General features: G+C 44.3%; 23 protein-coding genes. 10 read left to right on the top strand and 13 right to left on the bottom strand.

All coding sequences use genetic code 11. From position 1 onward, the window contains the following. Positions 1 to 271: 271 nt before the first annotated feature. The 3 genes from hemL to arsC all read right to left on the bottom strand — a co-directional run bounded on the left by hemL (position 272) and on the right by arsC (position 2,866). Positions 272 to 1,561, bottom strand: a complete 1,290-nt coding sequence (gene hemL / locus J3U67_RS02235) for a glutamate-1-semialdehyde 2,1-aminomutase (protein ID WP_267390204.1) — start codon at positions 1,559 to 1,561, stop codon at positions 272 to 274. A 279-nt stretch (positions 1,562 to 1,840) separates the two neighbouring features. After that, positions 1,841 to 2,509 (bottom strand): YdcF family protein, encoded by a 669-nt coding sequence (locus J3U67_RS02230; RefSeq protein WP_267390205.1) that lies wholly within the window; start codon positions 2,507 to 2,509, stop codon positions 1,841 to 1,843. Further along, positions 2,510 to 2,866 (bottom strand): arsenate reductase (glutaredoxin), encoded by a 357-nt coding sequence (arsC, locus tag J3U67_RS02225; protein WP_100140085.1) that lies wholly within the window; start codon positions 2,864 to 2,866, stop codon positions 2,510 to 2,512. It lies immediately after the preceding gene. Positions 2,867 to 3,136: 270 nt separating this feature from the next. On the opposite strand from arsC, the gene J3U67_RS02220 reads away from it, so the two are divergent. Further along, positions 3,137 to 3,655: a TlpA disulfide reductase family protein gene (locus J3U67_RS02220; protein ID WP_267390206.1), complete on the top strand. Its 519-nt coding sequence runs from the start codon at positions 3,137 to 3,139 to the stop codon at positions 3,653 to 3,655. A gap of 3 nt (positions 3,656 to 3,658) precedes the next feature. On the opposite strand, the gene nadB is transcribed toward J3U67_RS02220, so the two are convergent. Together nadB and nadA are read right to left on the bottom strand one after the other, a co-directional pair. Further along, positions 3,659 to 5,182: an L-aspartate oxidase gene (gene nadB, locus J3U67_RS02215; RefSeq protein WP_267390208.1), complete on the bottom strand. Its 1,524-nt coding sequence runs from the start codon at positions 5,180 to 5,182 to the stop codon at positions 3,659 to 3,661. Then, the gene (gene nadA, locus J3U67_RS02210; protein ID WP_267390209.1) at positions 5,151 to 6,383 is read right to left on the bottom strand and encodes a quinolinate synthase NadA; all 1,233 of its coding nucleotides are present in this window, start codon (positions 6,381 to 6,383) and stop codon (positions 5,151 to 5,153) included. Before nadA ends, nadB begins: the two co-directional genes overlap by 32 nt. Positions 6,384 to 6,603: 220 nt before the next feature. On the opposite strand from nadA, the gene J3U67_RS02205 reads away from it, so the two are divergent. After that, the gene (locus J3U67_RS02205; protein WP_267390210.1) at positions 6,604 to 7,560 is read left to right on the top strand and encodes an NUDIX hydrolase; all 957 of its coding nucleotides are present in this window, start codon (positions 6,604 to 6,606) and stop codon (positions 7,558 to 7,560) included. Positions 7,561 to 7,842: 282 nt separating this feature from the next. Further along, positions 7,843 to 8,691, top strand: coding sequence for a carboxylating nicotinate-nucleotide diphosphorylase (gene nadC / locus J3U67_RS02200; RefSeq protein WP_267390211.1), 849 nt, complete (start codon positions 7,843 to 7,845; stop codon positions 8,689 to 8,691). A gap of 457 nt (positions 8,692 to 9,148) precedes the next feature. Here nadC and serC read toward each other — a convergent pair whose 3' ends face one another. After that, a complete protein-coding gene (gene serC, locus J3U67_RS02195; protein WP_267390212.1) occupies positions 9,149 to 10,252 on the bottom strand; it encodes a 3-phosphoserine/phosphohydroxythreonine transaminase in 1,104 nt (367 codons plus the stop codon). A 313-nt stretch (positions 10,253 to 10,565) separates the two neighbouring features. After that, positions 10,566 to 11,381 carry a competence/damage-inducible protein A gene (locus J3U67_RS02190; RefSeq protein WP_267390213.1) on the bottom strand — a complete coding sequence of 272 codons (816 nt, stop codon included), beginning with the start codon at positions 11,379 to 11,381 and terminating at the stop codon, positions 10,566 to 10,568. Positions 11,382 to 11,513: 132 nt separating this feature from the next. Between J3U67_RS02190 and J3U67_RS02185 the strand changes: the two genes are divergently transcribed. Further along, entirely contained in the window at positions 11,514 to 12,329 is an 816-nt protein-coding gene (locus J3U67_RS02185; protein WP_267390214.1) for an META domain-containing protein, read from the top strand. A 91-nt stretch (positions 12,330 to 12,420) separates the two neighbouring features. Here the strand turns inward: J3U67_RS02185 and J3U67_RS02180 are convergent, their stop codons facing one another. The 5 genes from J3U67_RS02180 to trhA form a co-directional block, all read right to left on the bottom strand. Then, on the bottom strand, positions 12,421 to 12,849 hold the full coding sequence (locus tag J3U67_RS02180) for a hypothetical protein (protein ID WP_100152477.1): 429 nt from the start codon (positions 12,847 to 12,849) through the stop codon (positions 12,421 to 12,423). A gap of 101 nt (positions 12,850 to 12,950) precedes the next feature. Further along, complete coding sequence (locus J3U67_RS02175; RefSeq protein ID WP_100140096.1) at positions 12,951 to 13,355, bottom strand: type IV pilin protein; 405 nt, start codon at positions 13,353 to 13,355, stop codon at positions 12,951 to 12,953. A gap of 65 nt (positions 13,356 to 13,420) precedes the next feature. Next, positions 13,421 to 13,735: a DUF2288 domain-containing protein gene (locus J3U67_RS02170; protein WP_267390217.1), complete on the bottom strand. Its 315-nt coding sequence runs from the start codon at positions 13,733 to 13,735 to the stop codon at positions 13,421 to 13,423. Positions 13,736 to 13,813: 78 nt separating this feature from the next. Beyond that, entirely contained in the window at positions 13,814 to 14,680 is an 867-nt protein-coding gene (locus J3U67_RS02165) for a MetQ/NlpA family ABC transporter substrate-binding protein (protein WP_267390218.1), read from the bottom strand. A 77-nt stretch (positions 14,681 to 14,757) separates the two neighbouring features. Beyond that, the gene (gene trhA, locus J3U67_RS02160) at positions 14,758 to 15,381 is read right to left on the bottom strand and encodes a PAQR family membrane homeostasis protein TrhA (protein WP_267390219.1); all 624 of its coding nucleotides are present in this window, start codon (positions 15,379 to 15,381) and stop codon (positions 14,758 to 14,760) included. A gap of 179 nt (positions 15,382 to 15,560) precedes the next feature. On the opposite strand from trhA, the gene glyQ reads away from it, so the two are divergent. The 6 genes from glyQ to J3U67_RS02130 all read left to right on the top strand — a co-directional run bounded on the left by glyQ (position 15,561) and on the right by J3U67_RS02130 (position 21,354). Further along, a complete protein-coding gene (gene glyQ / locus J3U67_RS02155) occupies positions 15,561 to 16,478 on the top strand; it encodes a glycine--tRNA ligase subunit alpha (RefSeq protein WP_100152480.1) in 918 nt (305 codons plus the stop codon). A 22-nt stretch (positions 16,479 to 16,500) separates the two neighbouring features. Beyond that, positions 16,501 to 18,564, top strand: coding sequence for a glycine--tRNA ligase subunit beta (glyS, locus tag J3U67_RS02150; RefSeq protein ID WP_267403594.1), 2,064 nt, complete (start codon positions 16,501 to 16,503; stop codon positions 18,562 to 18,564). 41 nt (positions 18,565 to 18,605) lie between these two features. After that, positions 18,606 to 19,055, top strand: coding sequence for a cell surface protein (locus J3U67_RS02145; RefSeq protein WP_257377999.1), 450 nt, complete (start codon positions 18,606 to 18,608; stop codon positions 19,053 to 19,055). Positions 19,056 to 19,063: 8 nt separating this feature from the next. Beyond that, positions 19,064 to 19,639, top strand: a complete 576-nt coding sequence (gene gmhB, locus J3U67_RS02140) for a D-glycero-beta-D-manno-heptose 1,7-bisphosphate 7-phosphatase (protein ID WP_100140101.1) — start codon at positions 19,064 to 19,066, stop codon at positions 19,637 to 19,639. 6 nt (positions 19,640 to 19,645) lie between these two features. Further along, complete coding sequence (locus J3U67_RS02135) at positions 19,646 to 20,407, top strand: lysophospholipid acyltransferase family protein (protein ID WP_267403592.1); 762 nt, start codon at positions 19,646 to 19,648, stop codon at positions 20,405 to 20,407. Positions 20,408 to 20,655: 248 nt separating this feature from the next. Next, positions 20,656 to 21,354: a M48 family metallopeptidase gene (locus J3U67_RS02130; protein WP_267390223.1), complete on the top strand. Its 699-nt coding sequence runs from the start codon at positions 20,656 to 20,658 to the stop codon at positions 21,352 to 21,354. Positions 21,355 to 21,464: 110 nt separating this feature from the next. On the opposite strand, the gene mfd is transcribed toward J3U67_RS02130, so the two are convergent. Beyond that, complete coding sequence (mfd, locus tag J3U67_RS02125; RefSeq protein WP_267403590.1) at positions 21,465 to 24,875, bottom strand: transcription-repair coupling factor; 3,411 nt, start codon at positions 24,873 to 24,875, stop codon at positions 21,465 to 21,467. Between the last annotated feature and the right edge of the window lie 40 nt (positions 24,876 to 24,915).

Genomic DNA, 24,915 nt, shown 5'->3' with positions numbered 1-24,915 from the left:
CGCAATAAAATGTCAAAAATCTCATTATTAAACTCTATTTATACATCGGAATAGCGAAAACCTTTTCCGAGAAGTCAGAGATAAAATTGGAGATATCAAAAGCACGATTAATTATTTGAATTTCAAAAGTTATGCTAATGAGTTTCTGGTTAAAACTGAGACCATAGACTTGTGTAAGCAGCGTATATTTGTTGTGTTTCAAACATTCTCAGCAGAATAAAAAAGGCGTATCCAAAAAGGTTACGCCGGTAACAAATAAAAAATAACTGTGTTAAACAGTACGAGCAATTTCAGTCATGGATTCAGCAGCCAGTCCCAGTGTGTCAGCAATGATTTCGCTGTTATGAGCGGCAGAAACAAAACAGGACTCATAAGCAGATGGAGCGAAAGCGACGCCACGAGCCAGCATGGCATGGAAAAATTCTTTAAACAATACCTGATTGCACCGCTGCATATCGCTAAAACAAGTCGGAAGCTCGGCAGTGAAATAAAAGCCAAACATCCCACCTATACTGCGACTAGTAAAAGGAATATTTGCTTCTTCTGCAATGGCGGCCAAACCTTTACTCAGTTCTAAAGTACGGGCGCTGAGTGTGTTGTAGAAATCTGGTCTTTGGATAATTTCCAGCGTTTTAAGTCCTGCAGCTACACATACTGGATTACCAGATAAAGTGCCAGCCTGATATACAGGACCCAAGGGGGAAACGCAGGACATAATATCTGCACGCCCGCCAAAAGCCGCTACCGGCATGCCGCCTCCGATGATTTTACCGATGGTGGTTAAATCAGGTTTGATACCGTGAATAGACTGTGCACCGCCCAGTGCGACACGAAAACCGGTCATAACTTCATCGTAAATTAATACGCTGCCATACTGGTCAGTGAGTCTGCGCATGGCCTGCACAAATTCTGATGTGGCCGGTATCATATTCATGTTGCCGGCGATCGGTTCTACAATCACACAAGCAATGCTGTCGCCCTTGCTGGCAAAAGTTTGCTCTAATGCTTCAATGTCGTTGTAGGGCAGCACAAGCGTATGGCGGCTAAAATCCTCAGGTACTCCGGCAGAACTGGGATGGCCGAAAGTCAGCAGACCCGAACCTGCTTTGACCAGTAAACTGTCAGAATGGCCGTGGTAGCAGCCTTCAAACTTGATAATATTGTCACGTTTAGTAAAACCTCTAGCCAGCCGTATAGCACTCATGGTGGCTTCTGTACCGGAGCTAACCAGCCGGATTTGTTCCATACTCGGCATAATATGGCGGATTGCTTCGGCAATACGGATTTCATTTTCGGTGGGTGCACCGAAAGACAGGCCATTTTCTGCTGCGTGACACACGGCTTCTACTACTTCCGGATGTGCATGCCCCACAATAGCCGGACCCCACGAACCGACATAATCGATATAGCGGCTTTCATTTTCATCCCACACATAGGCACCCTGCGCCTTTTTAATAAAGCGGGGAATACCACCAACGCTGCCAAAGGCTCTTACCGGTGAATTCACGCCGCCGGGAATAATGGTTTTAGCCTGTTCGAATAATTGCTGATTTCGATCCATGATTTTAACCTCTGTTATAAAATGATGCCGGATGAATGGCATTTAGGGATAATCATACTATTGATTGTGCACACTCGATAAGGGACTTGAATCATTCAGCCGCTTAGATGCTTCATAGTGTGTCCAAACAGGCTGGCATAAAAAGTTTCAATTGCTACACATAGCAATAAAGATTCAAACAACAGAAAATAATGCTATATCCTGATTGGCAAATAACGAAACGCGTAAGGGTATCCTGTAGCCAGCAGCTATTTCATTGCTCTGCCAGTGCCGGTTGGCTTAGGAAAAAGAAGAAAATTTGCTGCGGAATGACTGAATCAACTGGGGAAAGTGAGCGAGATGCTTGACCCACTGGTAGACCATGAGGGTATAACTTTCCTGAGCCAGAAAACGTAGTTTGGACTGGGTAGCGGTATAACGGGTAGTAGGGGTGGGAGAAACCTGTACATCCAATCCTAAGTCGCGGGCCATGATACAGGCTCGCGCCAAATGATAGGGATCGCTAACAATAATAAAAGTGTTTATATCATTATCTTCAGCAATTGCCTGAGCATTCACCAGATTCTGCCAAGTGTCACGTGAATGATTTTCATAAATGATATCGCTGGCATCTACACCGTTGCGAATAGCATAACGACGACCTACCGCTGCTTCAGTCATAAAACCGCTGCGCGGACTACCACCGGTGAATAGTATTTTTTTTACTTTTCCCGCGCGATAAAGATTGATGGCATGATTGATACGTTCACGAAAAACCGGTGACGGGCGCTTATCCCATGCCGCAGCACCGAGCACAATGGCTGCATCGGCTTCACTGAGCAGCTGCGGATGGCTAAACTGATAGACAGTCGCCATACTGATGGCGTAATTGGCGGCAACAAACAAGCTACCGGCAGTAATCACACTACGCAGACAATACCAGAAGCCGAAGCGTGTGCCATTGGACATTTATTGCTCTAATAAGGCTTCAATATTGGTTAACGGCCGGCCGATGGCTGCATGATCGCCAAAGACAGCAATAGGACGCTCAATGAGAATAGGGTGGGCAGCCATAGCTGCAATCAAGGTATCTTCATCTGCCTCTACCAGATTGAGCTGTGCATATAAATCATCTTTGCTGCGCATCATCTCCCTTGCAGAATGGATGGCCAGCTTCTGCTTTAGCGCGCGAATCTGTGCCTCGGATAATGGTTCGGTCAGGTAGGGAATGACTTTAGTGTTGACATTGCGAACCTGTAGTAAAGACAAGGCGGCACGGGATTTAGAACAATTAGGGTTATGATACAGTATGACGGTATTTGTCATGATTATCCCTGAACTTCAAAATAAATGGAAAATCTAAATAGGAAGTGTGGACGAAACTTCAAATTTTGACAAGTATTATTAATTATTTTAAAGATCAGACTAAGTTTCAGTAGTGAGTGTAAATAAATTATTTGAATAAAAATACATGCTTGGCTTAGGTATTAAAACTAAAAGTAGTATGGTGAATAAACAGCTTGCCGCGTTGGCGCCGAAATTGTAAATAAAATATTTTATAATTACTGCTGTGAAACGTAATATTTAGGAAAGGCTATGTTTCAATTCATCCGTGTTTTGAAAAAAACAGTGGTATTAAGTTTATTGATTTCTGGCGGATTGCACGTGCAGGCAGCAGAGCTGCAAAGCTGGCCTCAAGGTAAGGCCGCAGTATTGCCAGCAAATAGTACTGTACAAGTGATTAATATCTGGGCGACATGGTGTGCTTCCTGCCGTAGTGAAATGCCTATGCTTTCGCGCTGGTATCTTCAGCAACAGAAATCAGGTAAAGGCAGGGTAAACGTAGCAGGGGTGGCACTAGACACTGAGGCTAATTTACAACGCTTTACCCGTCAGATAAAAGTCAGCTACCCGCTATATCGCTACACCGGCACGGACAGCAGAGCTTGGATGAGACAGTTCGGCAATAGTATTGGCGGCATACCTTACACGCAGGTACGGGCGACAGAATGCGGTTTTCAACAGTCTTTGATTGGTAGGTTAACTGAAGACAAGCTTAATCAGGCGCTTGCAGCCGCCAAAAAACAATGTGCTCAACGTAAAATACATATATAAATTTTAAGCAATATCAACATTAAAGTGTGCACCACGATTTTCTGTTTGATTTAAACCGTCTTGTACCATCAGTAGTGCTGTAACCAGAGTCAGTTTATCTGTCTGGCTGACAGCATGCAGGTACCATTGCTGTAACTGCATGTGTAATGTGTGCATGTCTTCAGTGCGTCGGCATATACCAAAATATCGGCTCATGAGTTTTTGCAGTGCTTGTAGGCTAAATGTATGCATATCTGGCACTGAAACAGATGTCTGCACGGGCTGTTGCCACAATAGCTCGGTCGATTCTTTCTTTAGATGTTGAGGCCAAGTCAGGGTATGAGAATCTGAAGCGGCCATACTGGCGGCGGCCGCCCGCCCAACAACGACACATTCCAGCAAAGAATTACTGGCCAGACGATTGGCTCCGTGTAAGCCCGTACTGGCGGTTTCGCCAATAACATATAGCTGTGGCACATCGGTACGGCCAGCCGTGTCGGTGATAATACCGCCACAGGCATAATGCGCTGCCGGGGCAACTGGAATGAATTCGCAGGTAATATCAAGCCCTTGCTTTAAGCAATGCCGATAAATCTGCGGGAAATGTGTGCGGATAAAGTCAGCAGATAAATGCGTAATGTCCAAATAGACACAATGATGGCCAGATTTGGCTATTTCAGCAGCGATGGCACGAGCGACGATATCTCGGGGTGCCAATTCGGCGCGCTCATCATATTGAGGCATGAAGCGCTGCCCTTGGCTGTTGCGCAGAATGCCGCCTTCTCCACGTACTGCTTCTGAAATCAGAAAACACGGATTAGCTGGTAGTGCAAGCGCAGTGGGGTGAAACTGTACAAAAGCAAGCTGTCGTGTTCTGCAACCCGCCAGCGCAGCTACAGCGACGCCATGCCCAGTGGCGGTAAGTGGATTAGTGGTCAGCGAGAATAACTGACCCAGACCACCGCTTGCCAATACCGTATGTTTAGCTCGAATGAGAATGGTTTCACCACTGTCTGCTATCGTGACACTGGCGCCAGTGCAAACAGTATTTTCCAGTATCACCTCATTTATGAAAGTATGGGTGAGTACTTGTATATTGGGGCGAGCCAGAAGCTGTTGCTGAAGGGTTTCGGTGATGCTGTGTCCTGTGTGGTCGGCTGCGTGCACAATTCGCCGCTTGCCATGTCCACCTTCGCGTGTGAGATGTAATTGCCCATTTTCACGCGTGAATTCCACCCCATGCGCACATAACCACTCAATTGCATTAGCACCTTCAACCAAAATGGTGGCTGTCTGAGTTTCATCACAGCTTCCTGCTCCGGCAATAAGGGTGTCGGCTACATGTTCAGCCACACTGTCTGCTTCATCGATTACAGCGGCTATACCGCCTTGCGCCAGAGTGCTGGCACATATTGACAAGTCTTGCCTGACTACAACCGTAATATGAAAATGTTCAGGTAAAGATAAAGCCACTGTCAGTCCGGCCAGACCGGCACCAACAATCAGCACATCTGTCTCAGCAGTTGAGCAGGGAGGCAAAGTGGTCATGTTGTCTGATCCAAGGAATAAACTGATCGGATAAAATATTTAAAGTATTAGATGTAGAGCTAAAAGCTTGAAATTCACGCCAGGCTGATGAGAACTCAAGCATGCGCCGGATCGACAAGCTGGCCTGCTGGCTTAATGCTGCTGGAAGTTGTACGCGATGCTGCTCTTGGTGGTTCAGCGCATCGATACAGGACTCTAGACCGTTCATGGCCATCCATGGGCAGAAAGCACACGATTTACAAGTAGCACCATTACCGGCAGTGGGCGCCGCCAGAAATGTTTTTGCTGGTGCCTGTTTGGTCATTTCATGCAGAATGCCTTGATCAGTGGCTACAATGAAAGAATCAGCCGTATCGTTGATTGCTGCCTGTAGCAACTGGCTGGTAGAACCAACCACATCTGCCAGAGCCACTACTGTTGCCGGCGATTCAGGATGTACCAATACTTTAGCGTGCGGATAACGGGCTTTCATCAATGCCAGTTCTTGCCCTTTAAATTCATTGTGCACCAAACAGGAGCCCTGCCACAGCACCATATCAGCACCGGTCAGATTCTGAATGTATTCGCCTAGATGCCTATCCGGTCCCCAGATAATTTTTTTACCCTGAGCATGTAAAAAAGATACGATTTCAATCGCAATCGAAGAGGTAACAACCCAATCGGCACGGGCTTTAACCTCAGCGCTGGTATTGGCATAAACCACGACAGTTCGTTCCGGATACTGATTACAAAAAGCTGTGAATTCATCTGCCGGACACCCGAGGTCTAAAGAACAAGTTGCTTGCAAATCCGGCATGAGTATGGTTTTTTCTGGACTAAGTATGCTCGCTGTTTCGCCCATGAATTTCACTCCGGCTACCAGCAGTGTCTGTGCCGGATGGCGGGCACCGAAGCGCGCCATCTCAAGCGAATCGCCCACCATACCTCCGCTAGCAAGAGCCAAATCCTGTAATTCTGGTTCAACATAGTAATGTGCGAGCATTACTGCCTGATGCTGCTGCAATAATGTAGTAATTTGCTCAGAATAAGCCTGCTTCTGTTCTTTAGTTGGTTGCGATGGAATTTTCGCCCATGCACATTCCAGTACGGTCGTGGCAGGCTGACCATGCGTAGCTGCATCAGTAGCATATTTTTTTAGCTGTACAGATGGTTTTTCATAATCAAAAGCACGCCATTGCTTATGGTTGGGTACAGTTTGCATAGACACTCCTTAATCAGGATTAAATTATTATGCTCAATATGAGTATATAAAGCAACATGTAAAGAACGTGACGGGAAGAAAGTAAATAGATTTGATAATGGTGTGATTTCATTAAAGAGCTGAATGAATGGCTGATTCATAAAAACCGGCTGCGCAGGTTTTGTTTTTTGGCAACATTTTCTTTACAATTAATGAGTGTTGATTAAGGAGTATTATCTGCATGCACACAACAGCTGATTTACCCTCATCCAGTTATAGCGATAGTGCAGCTGAGCTGGTGGCCGTGTTGTTTGCAGTAACGGATTTTAGTGCCCGCGTGCTTACCATTCACGATGGCAGCTTATTGCCTTTTGGTCCGTTAAAACCAGTGCACCACTCTTTGCAGGCTGGAGCAAGAACATGGGTACATCAGCAGACCGGTCAGCCACTTGGCTATATTGAACAGCTGTATACTTTTGTTGACATGAAGCGTAGCCATCACAATGGTCAGGCAGTTATCAATATTAGTTATCTAGGTCTAGTAAAAGAGACGGCTGAAAGTGGCCTGACGCTGGAAGCAAAATGGCAAGACTGGTATGAATACTTTCCATGGGAAGACAGCCGTCGTCCGCAACATGCGCATATTCTCAACCAGTTGATTCTGCCGATGCAGAACTGGGTAGATGCCGCACCCAATCAGGAAATCCGTAATCAGCGGCAGCAACGCCTGAATTTATGTTGGGGTATAAACGGGCAGCACTGGATTGCCGAAAATGCTCTGCTGCGCTATGAGTTGATGTATGAGACTGGCATTATTGCTGAGTCACCGTATTATGATAATCAGCTTCCGCCACAATTAACTGGTCGTCCCATGCAATTTAATCATCGTCGGATTCTGGCTACGGCTGTGTCGAGATTGCGCGCTAAATTACAATACCGGCCAGTTATTTTTGATTTAATGCCGCCCCAATTCACTCTGTATCAGTTGCAGCGCAGTATTGAAGTATTGAATGGTGTGGAGCTGCATAAACAAAATTTTCGTCGTTTGGTTAACAATCAGCAGCTTGTTGTAGCTACTGGTGAAACTATGGTTGCAGAGCGTGGACGTCCGGCACAACTATACCGTTTTAATGAAAATGTATTGCAAGAAAGCTTGCTTTCCGGTTATCGGCTCCCATTGATTGGTAATCACATCTAATACCTTTCTGTATCATAAAGATTTTTAACAAAATTTTTTGACATAAATATCATAGGGATACATATGCCGCACATGTTGCGGCAGAGCTAAGATGCTTACTTTATTAAAATACAGAATTAGAGTTTATCTAATCCTGCTTTTGGCATTGTGAACACTGAACGCACTTCTGGCGCGCATCAACCTTATAGCAAAAATTAAATCAAGACCTGTCTAAATTTTCCTTTTCGTAAAAGTCTTATCTCATATATACTCTAAACGAGTATAAATACAAATGAGAAAATCATGATGAATGATTTACCTGAAATTATTACGCGTCCATTAGTACAGGCAGCACTAGTGGAAGATCTGGGGCGCCGCGGAGACATTACCTCCCAAGCAGTTGTACCGGTCGAGAGCCTTGCACAATTCAGCATCGTGGCTCGGGCAGAAGGAGTAGTATGCGGGCTAGAACTGGCACGGCAAAGCTTTGCATTAATCGACTCTAATCTAAAATTTAAAATATATCAAAATGATGGTGATATCATTCCCGCAAATACTGTGCTGGCACAGGTTACAGGTAATGCTCGGGCTATTCTGGCTGCTGAGCGTACAGCCCTAAACTTTCTGACTCATTTAAGCGGTATTGCCACTACCACACACGAACTTCAGACACTGATTGCGCCTACAGGTGCCTTGCTCACCTGTACCAGAAAAACTTTGCCTGGCCTGCGCGCTATTCAGAAGTATGCAGTACGAATGGGTGGGGGACGTAATCATCGAATGGGACTGGACGATGCTATTCTGATTAAAGATAATCATATTGCTCTGGCCGGAGGTGACATTGCCCTTACCCTACGGCAAGCAAAAGCTTATGCAGGACATCTTATTGCTATAGAGGTGGAGGTAGATACGCTAGAACAGCTGCGTCCGGTACTGGATGTAGGTGTTGATTTAGTATTGCTGGATAATATGTCTGTGGAAGAATTGCGAACAGCAGTAAGCTGGTGCAAAGGGCAATGTCAAACAGAGGCATCTGGTAATTTACGTCCAGATACACTTTTGGCTGCAGCACAAACCGGTGTAGATTTTCTGGCAATGGGCTATCTGACGCATAGCGTGCGTTATCTTGATATTGGTCTGGATTATCAGTAAACCTGATTGACTTTCCTGGACCAGAAAGATGAAATTCTTATTATGTTTGATATTTTCCACTTTGCTAAGCTTATATGGAACAGAATATTGCTAATTTTTAAGCCTGCTTGTTATAGAAAGTATCAAAAATACAATAATGGATTAGGTTACGAAACCAGAAAACATAGTAGGTGGGTTTCAGACGTTTTCAATTTAGGAAATGGCCGAAGTGCTTGAGTTAGAAAACACTTTCAGGTTTATTGATGATAACACACAGTAAAGTGAGGCAAGTAGCGGCTTTTAAATATTTCTGCATCCTGAATACTATCGTTTTATTGCGTGTTAGTTTGAATTGTAAATATGGCTGTAATAAAAAATTAGTGTTTTAATTTTTTACACATGCATAGAAAACAGAATGATTCATATAAAAAGGTGCAGCCTCATATGGCTGCACCGTACTGATACAAAACAGAATCTATTAACCGTATCGGCGTTGAAATTCTTGCATAAAGCTCACTAAGGCTTCTACACCCTGTAATGGCATAGCATTATAAATACTGGCACGCATGCCTCCCATGGATTTGTAGCCTTGTAACGTACATAATCCATACGCATTAGCTTGTTGCACAAATAGCTTATCCAGCTCTTTTTCAGGTGTGTGGAAAATAACATTCATGTACGAACGCGCATGTTCTTTTACATTATTGATATAAAAACCATTACTGTTATCTATGGCGGAGTACAAAGTTTCTGCTTTCATGGTATTGATAGCCTGCATCTGTTCCACACCACCATTGGCCTGTAGCCAGCGGAATACCAAACCAGAAATATAAATCGGATAGGTGGCTGGTGTGTTATACATGCCCTGACGGATAATATGGCTATGGTAATTCCATACGTCCGGTATGCGATCGGAGCAGCGTTCAAGCAAATCTTCACGGATAATCACAATGGTGGCACCAGAAGGGCCGATATTTTTTTGTGCACCGGCATAGATCAAGCCAAAATCCGCAACATTAATTGGCCGTGAAAGTATCTCACTCGACATGTCACAGACAATCGGTGGTAGTCCATCGGGTTTGGGAATATTGCGATACTGCAGGCCATGCACAGTTTCATTAATGCAGTAGTGAACGAAAGCAGAATCTGGATCAACGTCCCAAGTTTCTGGTGCCGGAACATCAGTATAGTTATACAGATCACCACCATGGGCAGCAAGATGAATCTCAGCATCAGATAGTTTACCCATCTGGCTGTGGGCGATACGGCTCCAATTGCCACTCACAACAGAGTCCACCCGTTTAAAACCATTGGCTAGATTCATGACAACCATATTGAACTGAGCACTGGCGCCGCCCTGCATAAACAAAACCTTGTAATTATCTGGAATATGCAGCAACTGACGCAGATCCAGTTCTGCATGATGCAGGATACTGAGAAAAGCATCGGAACGATGGCTCATGGTCATGACTGAAGTGCCGGTACCATTGTAATCCAGCATTTCAGCCTGAGCTGTCTGTAATACGGCCTCAGGTAGAATGGCCGGACCGGCAGAAAAATTGTATTTGTGCAGTGTTGTCATGAATAATTTAAAACCTGTTGCTAAGCTGTATGTATAGAGGTTTTGCGTCCCGTGGAAATGTTGCATACCGCGTTGAGGTTTAACGCAAAACCAGGTGAAGTCTTGAGTTGCTGGAATTCTAGTTGTTTGCCAAATGAAAGGCAAATACAAAACCGTTTTGCATGTAAAGGAGCGAAAGTATGGTTTTTTCTGCCTGTGAGCGAGAAAGATTTAGTTTGAAACCCTTTTATTTTGCTTTTGCTCAGGTAAATTTTCTATAAATTACCGGATTTATCTGGTTGTCAGACCCCTTTAATCGCATAGAGAATCTGATTTAGCCCTCACTGCTGTTTTCCAGTAAGGTAATTTTGGTGGCCCCAAGCTGCTTTAAGCTGTGTAGAGCTTCATGCCATGCTTGAGGTAGATTTTCGCAGTTTTTATCCCATGCTTTTAAACCAAATTCCAAACGATATTGATGGATTTGTTCATCGTTAGGCAAATCTTCCCGAATAGTTGGGAGGCTAAACGTTTTGATACCTGGCCATTTTTGTTCAATCTGCTCCATCAAGGGGGCGATTCTGGATTCAGGTACACCGTCAACCAGCGCGGCTTTAGCCGTGATCTGATGCTGAAAAAAATTCTTGCTGTAATAGGTATTCAGCACCCATTCAGCCATGGGGTGTGCCATTTTGGGAAAGCCGGGGAAAAAATAATGCTCTTTAATAGAAAAGCCGGCAATATTATTAAACGGATTGGGAATAAGCGCTGCCCCTTGTGGAAATTCAGCCATTTTGGCACGCTGTAAATGAGATGGACTATTAAGTGTGTCGCCTTGTCTGATTGAAATTGCTTCAATATTTTTTAGTGCTTCAGGATGAGCCTGCAAGGGTAGATTCAAAGCAACCGCACAAGCTTGGCGAGTGTGATCATCTGGTGTTGCGCCAATACCGCCGGTTACAAATACGGGTAGTTTTTCTTCAAAAGACTGTTTCAACTGGCGAGTAATGGTATCGCAGTCATCGGGCAGATACTGTGCCCATGCCATTTGAAGGCCGTGTTGCTTAAATAAATGTTTAAAAAATATAAAATGACCGTCTTGTCTTGATCCATTCAGAATTTCATCGCCGATAATAATGATGCCGATTTGCATGCTGGTTCTCCTGAGTTGTGTTTGTTGTTGCAGTATGGCTATATATTTCAATGATATAAAACGTGGCTATTGTTTTATGCTCAAATTTATTTTAATGTGCAGGTGTCGTGTTATTTTAGCAAGGATGTGATTATGAGTATCAAAAAATTGGCCATCACTGCCTTGGTTGCAGGTAGTCTTGCTGCCTGTGCCCACACTTCTGACCGTAAGGTGAATATGCGTGCGGCGAATGCGCAGCTACTCAGTGCTTATGATTGGCAGTTGGCAGAAGCTACAGACCGGCACGGCCGACCTTTGGCTAGCCTTGCAGGCAATACCAATCTGAAACTGAATTTTAACGGTCAGCGGCTAAATGTTTCTGGTGGCTGTAATAATATCAGTTCGGTTTACCAACTGAACGGAGAAGATATGCACATTCAGGCGCCGGTAAGTACGATGAAAGCGTGTGCTCCCGATGTCATGGCGCAGGATGCAGCAGTTGTATCTTTTATGAACGGCCAGAAGTTACATGCTGGTTTATTGAATACTGAAGATAGTCAGAATGCTGAACCAAAGCTATGGATTGAAAATCGCCGAGGTGAGCATTTGCTGTGGCGGGGTGTGCCTACTGCAACAGCACAGTATGGACAACCAACAGTGGTATTTTGGGAAATTAGCCCAGAAACTCAGGCTTGTCAGACAGCGCAGGGTGCTGCTCAATGCCTGAAAGTACGTGAAGTGACCTATAACGAGCAGGGTATCAAAGTTAAAAATGGTGTATGGCGTAATTTCGCTGGTACGATTGATGGTTGGCAGTTTAATCCGTCCGAAAATCAAGTTTTACGTTTGAACGTATATGAAATTAAACCAGCCGATGCCTCTGCAGAAAGCCAATATGTTTATAAATTGGATCAGATTATTGAGCGCTCAGCGGTGAATACACCTAAACATAAACATCAACGTAAATAAGCAGTACGGGTTATTGAAGCAGAAAAAGGCAATGAAATTTCATTGCCTTTTATTATGCTGGTATTTCAGTGCGTAAGAAATTGAACTGAATTTATTGTTTTAAGTAGATTTCTGGCTGACCTGCCGCATTATCAAGTATCAGTGTCTGATTATTTTTATTTTGAATCAGTCTGCCACTGCGGCTAATGGATTTGCTGCGGCCATCTTTGCTGACTTGATTTTGATAAGTAAATTGATGGTTCGGTTCTAGACGGAAAGAAGTGGTTTCACTGTATTGATGACATTCAGGTTGTTTGCAATTCTTAAACAGTTTAACCTGATTTTCATCTTGTTGGATGGAGGCAGATAGGTTCTCAATTTCTTTTTCAATCTGTTGTTGCTGATGCAACATTTGGCTCATAATTCTTTCAGCATCATCATTAATATAACTCTCGTCTGTAGGCTGATGGCTTGCAGCTAGAGCAGTATTGGCCAGTGTAAATATTGTGGTGATCAAGAGGACTGATTTCAGTATTTGCATGTGTTTTCTCTTTTTCTTAGTTGAGTGATTCAACGTTTCAATGAATACTGTGATTTGGAAAAAAAATGTAGTGGTTCAGATCAATATTTAACTATTGAAAACTAGAAAATATCGCAATCTGTATAATTTCCATTATCATCTTTTTGGTTAGTACAAAGCAGCATGCCCTTTAAACTACTATAGACTACACTTTTTGTTTCCCCACTATTAGCTGCCTTTGGGGTAGCAATTAGTGTATAGCTGCTAGGATTGTATATACCTGTTAAAGTAAAAAAAGTTTTACTTCGATTCTGCTCAAGTTTGTTGTAGCCGACAAATGTTTTGTTTTGGGAATAATACCTTTCCAGCATGTTTATATTGGATAAGATATCAGCGCGTGCATTTTCTGCTCTGGCTTTAAGAACAAAATTATGATAAGTGGGATAGCTGATGGCAGTCAGAATGGCAATAATAACGATGGTTATCATCATATCAATCATGGTGAAACCGTAATGGTGACGATGCATTGTATTCTCTTCCTTATTATGAATGCTGATTAATTGCTTATGATTTATCTGCTCTCGATACGGGCTTAATCTGGCTGCACCAGCACATAAGGTTTTACCACAACAGCCCACATCGACTGATTATTATCAAAAAATTGCTGTGCCATTATGTCGCTGACTTTGCTAATTTTACCTTCCTGAATCAAAAGTGCAATGGCAGCACTGTCGTCTGTTGCTATCTTATGTGCAATGGTAACTAAATCCAGCTCAGGTGCAATATAAATACAGTTGCCGCGGGCAAAATAGGGTTGGAGTTCGTGCCAGCTGATACGGGCAGTCTCCAGATTAATTTTATGTTCCAATGGTACTTCAGTATTCATACTTAAATCATCTGGTTTCATGTTTATCTTATGTTTGCTAAAAAAGGCATTTTGTTATAGATACCGGTAACAAAATGCCTGTTAAAACCACTTCAAAAATTATTGTAACGCAGTAGATGCAGGAGGAGTGCTTTGTATGCCCCATGATTCTGGATATTTATATCCGGCAAAGCGTTTAAACGCATATTGTTTAAACGCTGCTGAATTGTACGCAGCAGTAATGTCTTTTACCCATTGGGTATCTTTATCAGCCGCGCGAATTGCTGCCCAGTTGACATAGGTGTAGCCAGGTTCAAGGAATAATGCTGATGTGAACTTTAGTCCTGAGCTCGTGGCAAAATTGCCATTGATGACCGCAAAATCCACATCGTGACGAGAACGAGGTAATTGGGCTGCTTCCAGCGCCACCAGCTTGATGTGTTTATTGTTACTGGCTATATCTGCTAGTGAGGCCTTCAACGGGTTAATATTGTTTTTTAGACTTATCCAGCCGAGCTTATCCAGCATCACCAATGCGCGGGCAAGATTAGAAGGATCGTTAGGAACAGAGACACTAGAACCACTTTTGACTGCTCTCAGCTCATGTAGTTTGCCGCTGTAGATACCGAGCGGACCAGTTGGAACTTGAAACACGGGCATGATGGCCAGATGACGAGACTGGGCAAAATCATCTAGATAAGGTTTATGCTGAAATACATTGATGTCGATAGATTTATCTGCCAGAGCAAGATTGGGACGGACATAATCCGTAAACTCCAATAGCTGAACGTGGTAGCCTTGTTTTTCCAGTTCAGGCTTGACCTGATCGCGCACCATGTCAGCAAAATCGCCTACAGTGGTGCCGATGATAATTTCTTTTTTTGTTTGAACTGATGAAGCAGCGGAGTGCTGAGTTTTTTCGCCACCACAGGCTGAAAGGAACAGGAGGCTCAGGCAAACAAAGAGGGTGTTCAGAATTATTTTCACACAATGTCTTTCTTTTAATCGTTAGTATGCAGAATGATTGTTTAGTGTCTTTTATCAGACGCATCTGACTCTTGTTCTCATATGTAGGCATAGACACAAATAAATTGCGCTAGACTGCCCAGCATCACAAAAATATGCCAGATGCCATGTCCGTGGCGGATTTTTTCATCATTAATAAACCAGTATATGCCAATACTGTATGCCAATCCACCGCTAATAAGCCAGAAGAGGCCGGGAGCGGACATGTGGTGTATCAGTGGATAGATGGCAACAATAATTAGCCAGCCCATCAATAAATATAGTATCAAGGATAGAATACGAGTTTCACTTTTACGCCCGATAGTCACTTCTTGAATGATACCAAATATTGCCAGTCCCCATGAGATACCAAATAGGGACCAGCCCCAGCCGCCGTTGAGTGTGGTGAGTGTAAAAGGAGTATAACTACCGGCAATCAGCAAATATATGGCGCAGTGGTCAAATTTTTGTAGTACGGCTTTAGCGTGATGTGAGCGGATGGAATGATACAAAGTGGAGATACCATACAGAAATATCAGACTACCACCATATATGGCCGAGCTGACTATTCGATAAGCATCGCCATACAGTACAGATTTTATTAGCAGAAAGACCGTTCCAATGATAGATAGTATAAAGCCGGTCAGGTGAGAGTAAGCGTTAAAACGTTCGCCATAATACATATTGAAATAACTTGGCAATTAATTAAGAGTCTATCGTTTCACTACCTGCGTTAGGGTGCAAGTGTTTTTTCGTTTATTATTTGCTATGAGGTAGTGTTTTAGTACTGAATGATGGCTGTTCAACTGCTAGTAAGCACAGTAAAATAGATAATTTTGCAGACTATCAGAAATTTCCTTTCATGCTGACTTTCCAAGAAATAATTTTTACATTACAGAACTACTGGGCTCGTCATGGCTGCGTGGTATTGCAGCCGCTGGATATGGAAGTGGGTGCGGGTACCAGCCATCCGGCCACCTGTCTGCGCGCGCTGGGGCCTGAGCCGTGGTTTGCTGCCTATGTTCAACCCTCCCGCCGGCCTAAAGACGGACGCTATGGAGAAAATCCTAATCGTCTGCAGCATTATTATCAGTTTCAGGTAGCGTTAAAGCCGGCTCCAGATAATATTCAGGAATTGTATTTGGCTTCTTTGCAGGAGCTGGGAATAGACCCACGTCAGCATGATATCCGTTTTGTGGAAGATGACTGGGAAAATCCAACGCTTGGTGCCTGGGGATTAGGCTGGGAAGTTTGGCTTAACGGCATGGAAGTCACTCAGTTCACTTATTTTCAGCAAGTGGGGGGCATGGATTGCTCGCCAGTGCTCGGTGAAATTACTTATGGTGTTGAACGGCTGGCAATGTATTTACAGGGTGTAGACAATGTTTACGATCTGGTCTGGGCGAAAACGCTAGACGGACAGATTGTGACCTACGGTGATGTCTACCATCAGAATGAGGTTGAACAGTCTACTTACAACTTTGAATACAGTAATGCTGATTGGCTTCTGACACAGTTTAATGATTATGAAGCTGAAGCCAAACGTCTGTTGGCTGTTGAAGATATTAGTCTAGCACTACCTGCTTATGAACTGGTGCTGAAAGCAGGACACACATTTAATCTGCTTGATGCGCGTGGTGCAATTTCGGTAACCGAACGTGCCACCTATATTGGCCGTGTGCGTGCATTAAGTCGTGCGGTGGCGCATAAATATGTGGAAAGCCGTGAAAAACTTGGTTTCCCTCTACTGAACAAAAAATCTACCGGCCACACAGCCTGATTCGAATGAAAGTATTATTTGCATGAATGCTCCTTTATTAATTGAACTGCGTACTGAAGAACTGCCACCTAAGGCGCTGAATAATTTGGGCGAGAGTCTTGCTGCCGGAGTTGTGGACGGACTGGAAAAAGCACAGCTCACAGATGGTGTGGCTGATTATCAGGTCTTTGCTGCGCCAAGACGTTTGGGCGTACTGGTTCAGAATGTAAAAGCAGTACAGGCAGACCAGCGCATTATCAAAAAAGGGCCTAGTGTGGCAGCCGGTATGAAAGATGGTGAACCCACTAAAGCCTTGCAGGGATTTGCACGCAGCAATCAGGTTGAAATTAGTCAGCTTACACAGATAAATGATGGCAAACAGATGGTGTATGCGTATGAATATACGCAGGCAGGCCAGCCCTTAAGTGCTCTCTTAAGCGAAATTCTTAATCAGGCTATTAAAAAATTGCCTATTCCCAAGGTTATGCACTGGGGCAGTAGTACGTTTACTTTTGTACGGCCGGTGCACGGACTGATTATGTTGCATGGCAGTGAAATCGTTGCTGGTAGTGTATTGGGTCTGAGTAGCCAAAATTGGACTTTAGGCCATCGCTTCCTGAGCGAAGGCAGAATTATTATTCAGCATGCTGAAGATTATGCACAGCAAATGCTGGAACAAGGTAAAGTAGTAGTTTGTTTTGCTGATCGTCGTGCTCGTATTGAGCAAGATTTAAGCACTGCGGCCGAATCGCTGCATGCGCATGTGGCTTATGCAGATGGACTGTTGGATGAGGTAACCGCGCTGGTAGAATGGCCGGTGGTACTACAGGCAAGTTTCGATGAGCGTTTTTTACAGGTACCACAAGAGTGCCTGATTCTGACCATGCAGCAGAATCAAAAATATTTTCCACTACTTAGCGGTGACGGTAAGCTGATTAACCGCTTCTTGCTAGTGTCTAATTTACAGACTGAAAATCCAGTTCACATTATTCATGGTAATGAACGGGTATTGCGTGCTCGTCTAGCCGATGCAGAATTCTTTTACCGTCAGGATCAGAAATTTACGTTGGCCAGCCGTCTACCTCGTTTACAAAATGTGGTTTATCACAATAAGCTGGGTAGTCAGGCTGAAAGAGTTCAGCGAATTATCCGTCTAGCTAAAACAATTGCTCCGTTGTTAAATGCAGATGTTAATCTGGCTGCACGTGCTGCAGAACTGGCTAAAGCTGATCTACTGACTGATATGGTAGGAGAGTTCCCTGAATTACAAGGCACAATGGGCAAATATTATGCGTTGCATGATGGTGAGAATCCAAATGTTGCTGTCGCGATAGAACAACATTACTGGCCACGCTTTGCTAATGATGTCTTGCCGGATAATGTGTTGGGAACGGTAGTGGCACTGGCTGACAAACTTGAAACCTTGATAGGTATTTGGGGTATCGGCCTTGTTCCTACTGGTGATAAAGACCCATATGCCTTGCGTCGTAGTGCTCTGGGTATTTTGCGCATGCTCATGCAGCATCATTTGGCGCTGCAGCCATTACTAAAGGCCGCGTTTGCTACTTTCCCTGCCGGTAAACTAGCGGAAAATACTGTAGCTGAAGTGGCCGGATTTATGCAGGCTCGACTGGATATTCTGTTGCAGAATAATTATGAGCAGGATGTGGTTGCCGCGGTACTTGCAGGACAAGTGGATGATTTGGGTGAATTAGACGCGCGTTTAGCCGCTGTTACCCAGTTTAAGCAGCTTGAGGAAGCAACAGCGCTGATCGCTGCGAATAAACGTGTACATAATCTGCTGAAAAAAACGGACGTATCAGCTTTGCCAGCTGTTGATTCTTCAAAATTGCAAGAACAGGATGAACTGAATCTATACCATGCTACTGAAGAAGTCGCTGTGCGCATTCAGGCAGCTATGAGAAAACAAGACTTTATTCAGGCATTGTCCGAACTCACCGGTATTAAAAAAAAGGTGGATGTATTCTTTACTAATGTAATGGTAATGGATGAAAATGAGGCAATCAGAAATAATCGTCTGGCTTTATTACTGTTTTTGTCTCACCAGATGAATGCTGTGGCTGATATTGCTCTTTTGAATGAGTAGTACTGCCTTAACCCGTTCCCTTAATAGATGAAAGCTGAATTATGATATTAGATAATGTGGTGTTTCATACTGAAGAAGATTATCCGCCGGCATTGGCTCTGGCCAATGCGGCCACACACATGGGATATTATTGGTCTTGGATTGTGCGGCGTGGTCTGTACAATCCAGAATGGGATGAAGCAGCAGAAGAAGACATGGGCGCTTTAAAGGCACAGGCGATAAGTGGTGCTGAATTTGTACTAAATAATATGGCTGGCTGTCTGGAAGACAGTGATTTTAACGAAGAAGGATGCCGCTTTTCTCTGTATTACTACGATGATGAAGAGGAGGGGTATGGTCGTTTTATGGAAGATTATGTCCAAACACTGAATACGCCGGCGCTGGAAAGCTTTTATCATGTCGAAATTTCCGATGAAAATCAGGCTTTACTGGACGGGGTATTTGATAGTGCCCTGATGCAGTGGAGGCAAAGTCTGAAACCTGCACAGTAAGGATATTTATGATATTGAGTGGAAAAGGCAAACTAATTATTCTTGATCGAGATGGGGTGCTCAATGCAATGCAGCCGCAGCCTATTAGTGATCCAGATCAATGGCATCCTCTGCCAGGCAGCATGGATGCGGTGGCCTTTCTAACTCAAAGCGGATACACGGTAGTGGTAGCAGAAAATATGTCGGGTATCGGGCGCAATCAAGTCACGATGGAACAACTGAATGAAGTGCATGGGAAAATGCACAATTATATTCAGAAAGCTGGTGGTCGACTGAGCGGTGTGTGGTTTTGTCCGCACACCAGCAATGCAAAATGCCATTGCCGCAAACCTCAGCCGGGTTTATTGCTGGATATACTCGACCGGCTACATATGAGAGCAGAGGATACATGGCTGGTCGGTGATGGTATTCGTGATATGGAAGCAATAGCAGCCATCGGAGGCCATCCAATACTGGTATTAACGGGGAAAGGCAAAGAAACGCTAAAAATGGAAACTTTGCCTGAAGATACGCAGGTGTATGACGATTTGCTTGATTTTGCTAAATTCTGTCGTACACAGGCTGAAAAATCAGCCGAGGAATAATTTAACATGCTGTTGTTACGTAATTTAATTTACTGGTTTTGTTTGTGTATATTCTCGCTAGTTTGGCTGATGGCGGTGATTGTTTCCATGCTTGTCCCTAAAGGCGTGACATGGACGACAACTGCATGGGGTAAAACCCTGTTCTGGATGCTGGAACATATTATTGGCCTTAAATATGAAGTAATTGGCCGGGAAAATATTCCGCAGGAACCGGGTATTGTATGTTGTAAACATCAATCGGGCTGGGAAACGCTGGCTATGTTGTATTTTTTCCCAGATCTGGCTTTTGTGGCAAAACGTGAGCTTTTTCGGATTCCGGTATTTGGCTGGGCGTTGAAATGGCGTGGCACTATCGGGATAGACCGTAATAATCCCAAAGCAGCAAATGCGCAGATAATCAGTCAGGGCAAAATATGCCATCAGAAAGGCATGTGGATTTGCATCTTTCCTGAGGGTACCCGTATTAAACCGGGCTATCGCGGTCATTATAAAAAAGGCGCTGCGCGCATGGCTCAGGAACTACATCTTAATTTGATACCAGTAGCCTTAAACAGTGGTGAATTCTGGCCTAAGGACTCTTTTTTGAAGTATCCAGGTAAAGTGACCGTAGTGATTGGTGCGCCAATACACTATGAACAGGCACATAATCCTGAAGAGCTAATTAAGCATTGTGAGCAGTGGATAGAAGACAAACAGATAGAAATTCAGGGTGTGGGACCTTTTGCACCGAAAAATCCTCAAGTACCCACGCCTGTCTTACCTCACTAATCAATTTAATGAGGCCAAATAATAGATTGAAAATCAATTCATTAATTACGATTTATTGTTTTTTAATTGGCTAACTTAGTGTTGCTTAGTTGTCTGTAATCAAAATCTAGTTTCTACATGGCTGTTTAAAGAAGAGATAGTTGATTTTCATAAATACTTTGATTAAGCAATGGCTAGGTTGTGCATACATTGATAAATCTGTTACGTTTATTCGCGTCTGCCGATTAGAATTCTGCTTGAGCATAAATATGTCGGTGATTATTCACACTACTCAAGATGGCTGTGTTATCAAGTTTCACTTGCGGCGGACGGCGCGGAAAAATATCATTGTACGCGTCGCTTCGGCTTCTATGTTGATTGTCAATATACCGCCTTTTGTCTCCCTGAAACAATTGCAGAAATGGTTTGGTGCCAATGAAGCGGCGCTTAAACGATTGTGGCAGCAGTCAGAATCTATTAAAACAGAGTTACCGAACACTATCTGGTATCGTGGGCAACGCTTCTCTTATACCTTTGCTAAGGGGCTCTCGACTGTACAATGGTATCAGCAACAGGGCTTTTTGTTACCAGAGACATCTGAAGCATCCGCGCCTGATATACTGCGAACGTGGCTAAGGCAGTGTGCTCAGACTGAGCTAATATCGCGTTTACAGTATTGGGCACTTGTGATACAGCAACAACCCGCATCTATGGCGTTAACTCAAGCACGTACATTTTGGGGTGTATGCCGCAGGCGTACCGGTATCCGTCTAAATTGGCGTTTAATTGGAGCTCCGGCGTTTGTGGTTGATTATGTTTGTATTCATGAATTATGTCATCTGCGCTATGCGAATCATGGTAGGGACTTTTGGGCAATGGTGGCCAAATATACATCAAAGACGCATGATGCGCGTTTATGGTTGAAACGGCATGGATCTGAGTTGTTTGCACTGGATAATGTGCGCTAAAAATCGGCAAACAGCGCAATTGTAGTAAGCTGTAATTGCGCTGAATGATATACAAGTAAATCTCAATGAGTGTGTTAAAAAGCTGGTGTCAGATATAAATACATTCGGTTTCAGCTGGCATCTACTGCGAGTTGTTTCATAATATTCTTGATTATTTGCACTCGTTGTTGCACGTCTTCTATGCCGATATTCACTCTGAGTTTGTCTGCACCGACAAGGCGGTAATTTTTATCATTTTGCATCATGGCAACGATGGTTGCCGGATTAATACAGTGATGCTTGCCAAATGTGAACGTTATGCTTTCGCTGCTGGCATCTATGGTATCTATACCCAGATTTGCTGCTTCGAGGCGCAGATGGTGACTGGCGATCAGTGTGGATACTGCCGGTTCAAGCAAGCCAAAACGGTCAATTAATTCTTCGTGAATCTGGTCTATTTCAGCTTCGGTTTCACTGCTGGCCAGCCGTTTGTACAAAACGAGGCGTGCATGGATGTCTGGACAGTAGCTTTCTGGCAACAAAGCTGGACTGTGTAGTTTAATGTCGCTGGTAATGCCTAGTGGCGCATCTAAATCCGGTTCGCGGCCTTTTTTCAAATTGCGTACTGCTTGTTTTAACATTTCAGTGTAGAGGGTGAAACCTACTTGAATCATTTCACCAGACTGACCTTCTCCGAGAATTTCACCAGCACCGCGAATTTCCAGGTCTTGCATCGCTAGAGTGAAACCGGCGCCTAAATCATCGGCCATTTCAATTGCTTCCAGTCGTTTCTGAGCATCTTTGGTCATGGCTTCGGGCACAAGTAGATAAGCATAGGCCTGATGATAGGAACGACCTACACGGCCGCGCAGCTGATGTAGTTGTGCCAGACCGAATTTATCTGCACGCTCAATGATAATGGTATTGGCATTAGGGATGTCTATGCCAGTTTCGATAATGGTTGAACATAGCAGTACGTTATAGCGCTGTTGTAGAAAGTCACGCATTACTTGTTCCAGCTCGCGCTCTCGTAGCTGTCCGTGTGCAATGCCAATGCGTGCTTCTGGCAATAAACTACTTAGTTTTTCATAAGCATTAGCGATGGTGTCTACTTCATTGTGCAGAAAAAAAACTTGGCCACCACGTTTCAGTTCGCGCATTACTGCCTCACGTATCAGTCCATCGCTGAGGGGACGGACAAAGGTTTTAACGGCTAAACGGCGGCTGGGTGCGGTGGTTATCAGGGAAAAATCACGTAGACCCTCTAAAGCCATGCTCAAGGTGCGTGGAATCGGTGTGGCGGTAAGAGTCAGTACGTCAACATTGGCGCGAAGGCTTTTTAGCTGTTCTTTCTGACGAACGCCAAATCGATGTTCTTCATCGATGATGACCAGACCAAGATTTTTGAAATGGACATCCGGCTGAACCAGTTTATGTGTGCCGATAACAATGTCAACAGTGCCATCTGCTAGTCCAGCAAGCGTGGCTTGTGTCTGTTTGCTGGTATTAAAACGTGAAAGTTGAGCAACTTTAATGGGAAAATCTGCAAAGCGGTCGGCAAAATTCTGGGCATGCTGCTCAACCAGCAGAGTAGTTGGAGCCAGTACCACGACTTGCTTGCCAGCCATAGCGGCTACAAAAGCTGCCCGTAAGGCAACTTCCGTTTTACCAAATCCTACATCGCCGCAAATAAGCCGATCCATTGGTTTTTCTGCGCATAAATCCTTAAGAGTGGCGGCAATAGCGGCCGCCTGATCTTCAGTTTCTTCATAGCCGAAGCCATTGGCGAAGGCCTGATAATCTATTTCGTTTAGGTTGAAGCGATGCCCTTGCTGTGCTTCACGCCGTGCATAGAGGTTTAAGAGTTCGGCAGCAGTATCTCTGGCTTTTTCAGCAGCTTTATGCCGTGCCTTATCCCATGCACCATGTCCGAGTTTGTGCAGGCTAACATTTTCATGTGCGCTACCCGCATAGCGGGAAATCAATTGCAGCTGGCTGACTGGTACGTATAGCTGTGAACCTTCGGCATACTCCAGCAGCATCATTTCACTGGCACCTTCACCCAGATCAAGTGTTACCAGACCTTGATAGCGACCAATGCCATGCTGTTCGTGTACAACAGGGTCGCCAATTTTGATTTCTGCCAGATCACGCAGCATACCGTCGGAAACGGCACTGTGTTTGCGGCGGGTGCGGCGACCACGTACGACGTATTGATATAAGTCGGCTTCGGTGATGATGGCCAACCTTTGTTCGGCCAACAGGCAGCCATAGCTTAATGGTGCAATGGTCAAACACAACTCAGCCTTGGCTTGAAGAAAATCTGCCCAGCCACTGACGATATGTGGCTGCAATTGATACTCACGCATGAAATTAAGCATGGTTTCACGTCGGCCAAGGCTTTCAGCACAGATTAATACTTTACCAGACCACTGTTGCAAAAAAGCTTTCAGAGAGTGCAGAGGATCGTCAGACTGTCTATCGACGGCAACATCAGGCAAGGTGTAGCTATTATGGTTGCTTAGCTCCGGTACCACACGCGCATATGCTTTGATGCGTGCCCCAATCTGGTCTTCACTCATATATAAATAATGCGGAGCCAGCGGTGGATAGGCTGGGTCGCCTTGTGCCATGGTATAGCGCTGTTTAACATCCTGCCAGATACGTGCTGCTTCGTTGTGTATATCTCCTAGACTGACCAGAATAGCATCCTGATTGATGTAGTCAAAAATGCTGACACATTCTTCTTCAAAGAATAGAGGCAGATAATATTCCACTCCGGCACCGAAGTGGCCTTCGGATACAGCTGCATAGACTGTTGCTTTACGGGGATCACTGCTGATTTCTTCACGAAAACGGCTACGAAAAATTTTTTGGGCATCGCTGTCGGTGGGGAATTCATGTGCAGGCAGCAGGCGGATTTCTTCAACACTGTTCAGGGTGCGCTGAGTATCGGCGTCGAATGTTTTAATGGTGTCGATTTCATTATCAAATAAATCGAGACGGAATGGAGTGTCACTACCCATCGGGAATATATCCAGTATCCCACCACGGGTGGCAAATTCACCGGTGGCTACTACATGGGTAACATGGTTGTAGCCTGCTTCTATCAGGCTTTGTTTGAGTGCATCAGTGTCCAATTGCTGGCCGGTTTTGAGCCAGAATGTACGGCCAAGCAAAAATGAAGGCGGGGCGATTTTTTGCATTGCTGTGGCTAGCGGCAACAGTAAAACATCAACCAGTCCGTTTTTTAATTGCCATAATGTGCTAAGGCGTTCGGATACCAGCTCCTGATGGGGAGAAAAATGTTCATATGGTAAGGTTTCCCAGTCAGGAAAAAATACAATACGCGCAGCTGGGTCAAAAAACTGCCATGCCGTCTGAATACGGATAGCCTGCTCTGCATCCGCTGTGAGAACAATTTTTAGTTTTTTTTCAGGCAAATGCTTGCTGAGAAGAAATGGCAGACTACCAGCATTTAAATCCGGCCAGTGTACGGTCTGACTGCTTTTGGGTAACGCAAAAGGGGCAACAGCGGACATAGTTTCTGTTTTATAGGAAATAATTAATTAGATTTTCACT

It is taken from the genome of Snodgrassella sp. B3837 (assembly GCF_026535955.1).
Lineage (GTDB): Bacteria > Pseudomonadota > Gammaproteobacteria > Burkholderiales > Neisseriaceae > Snodgrassella > Snodgrassella alvi_E.
The sequence above is the reverse complement of the archived record's forward strand: the minus strand, read 5'-3'. Positions and strand labels throughout refer to the sequence as shown.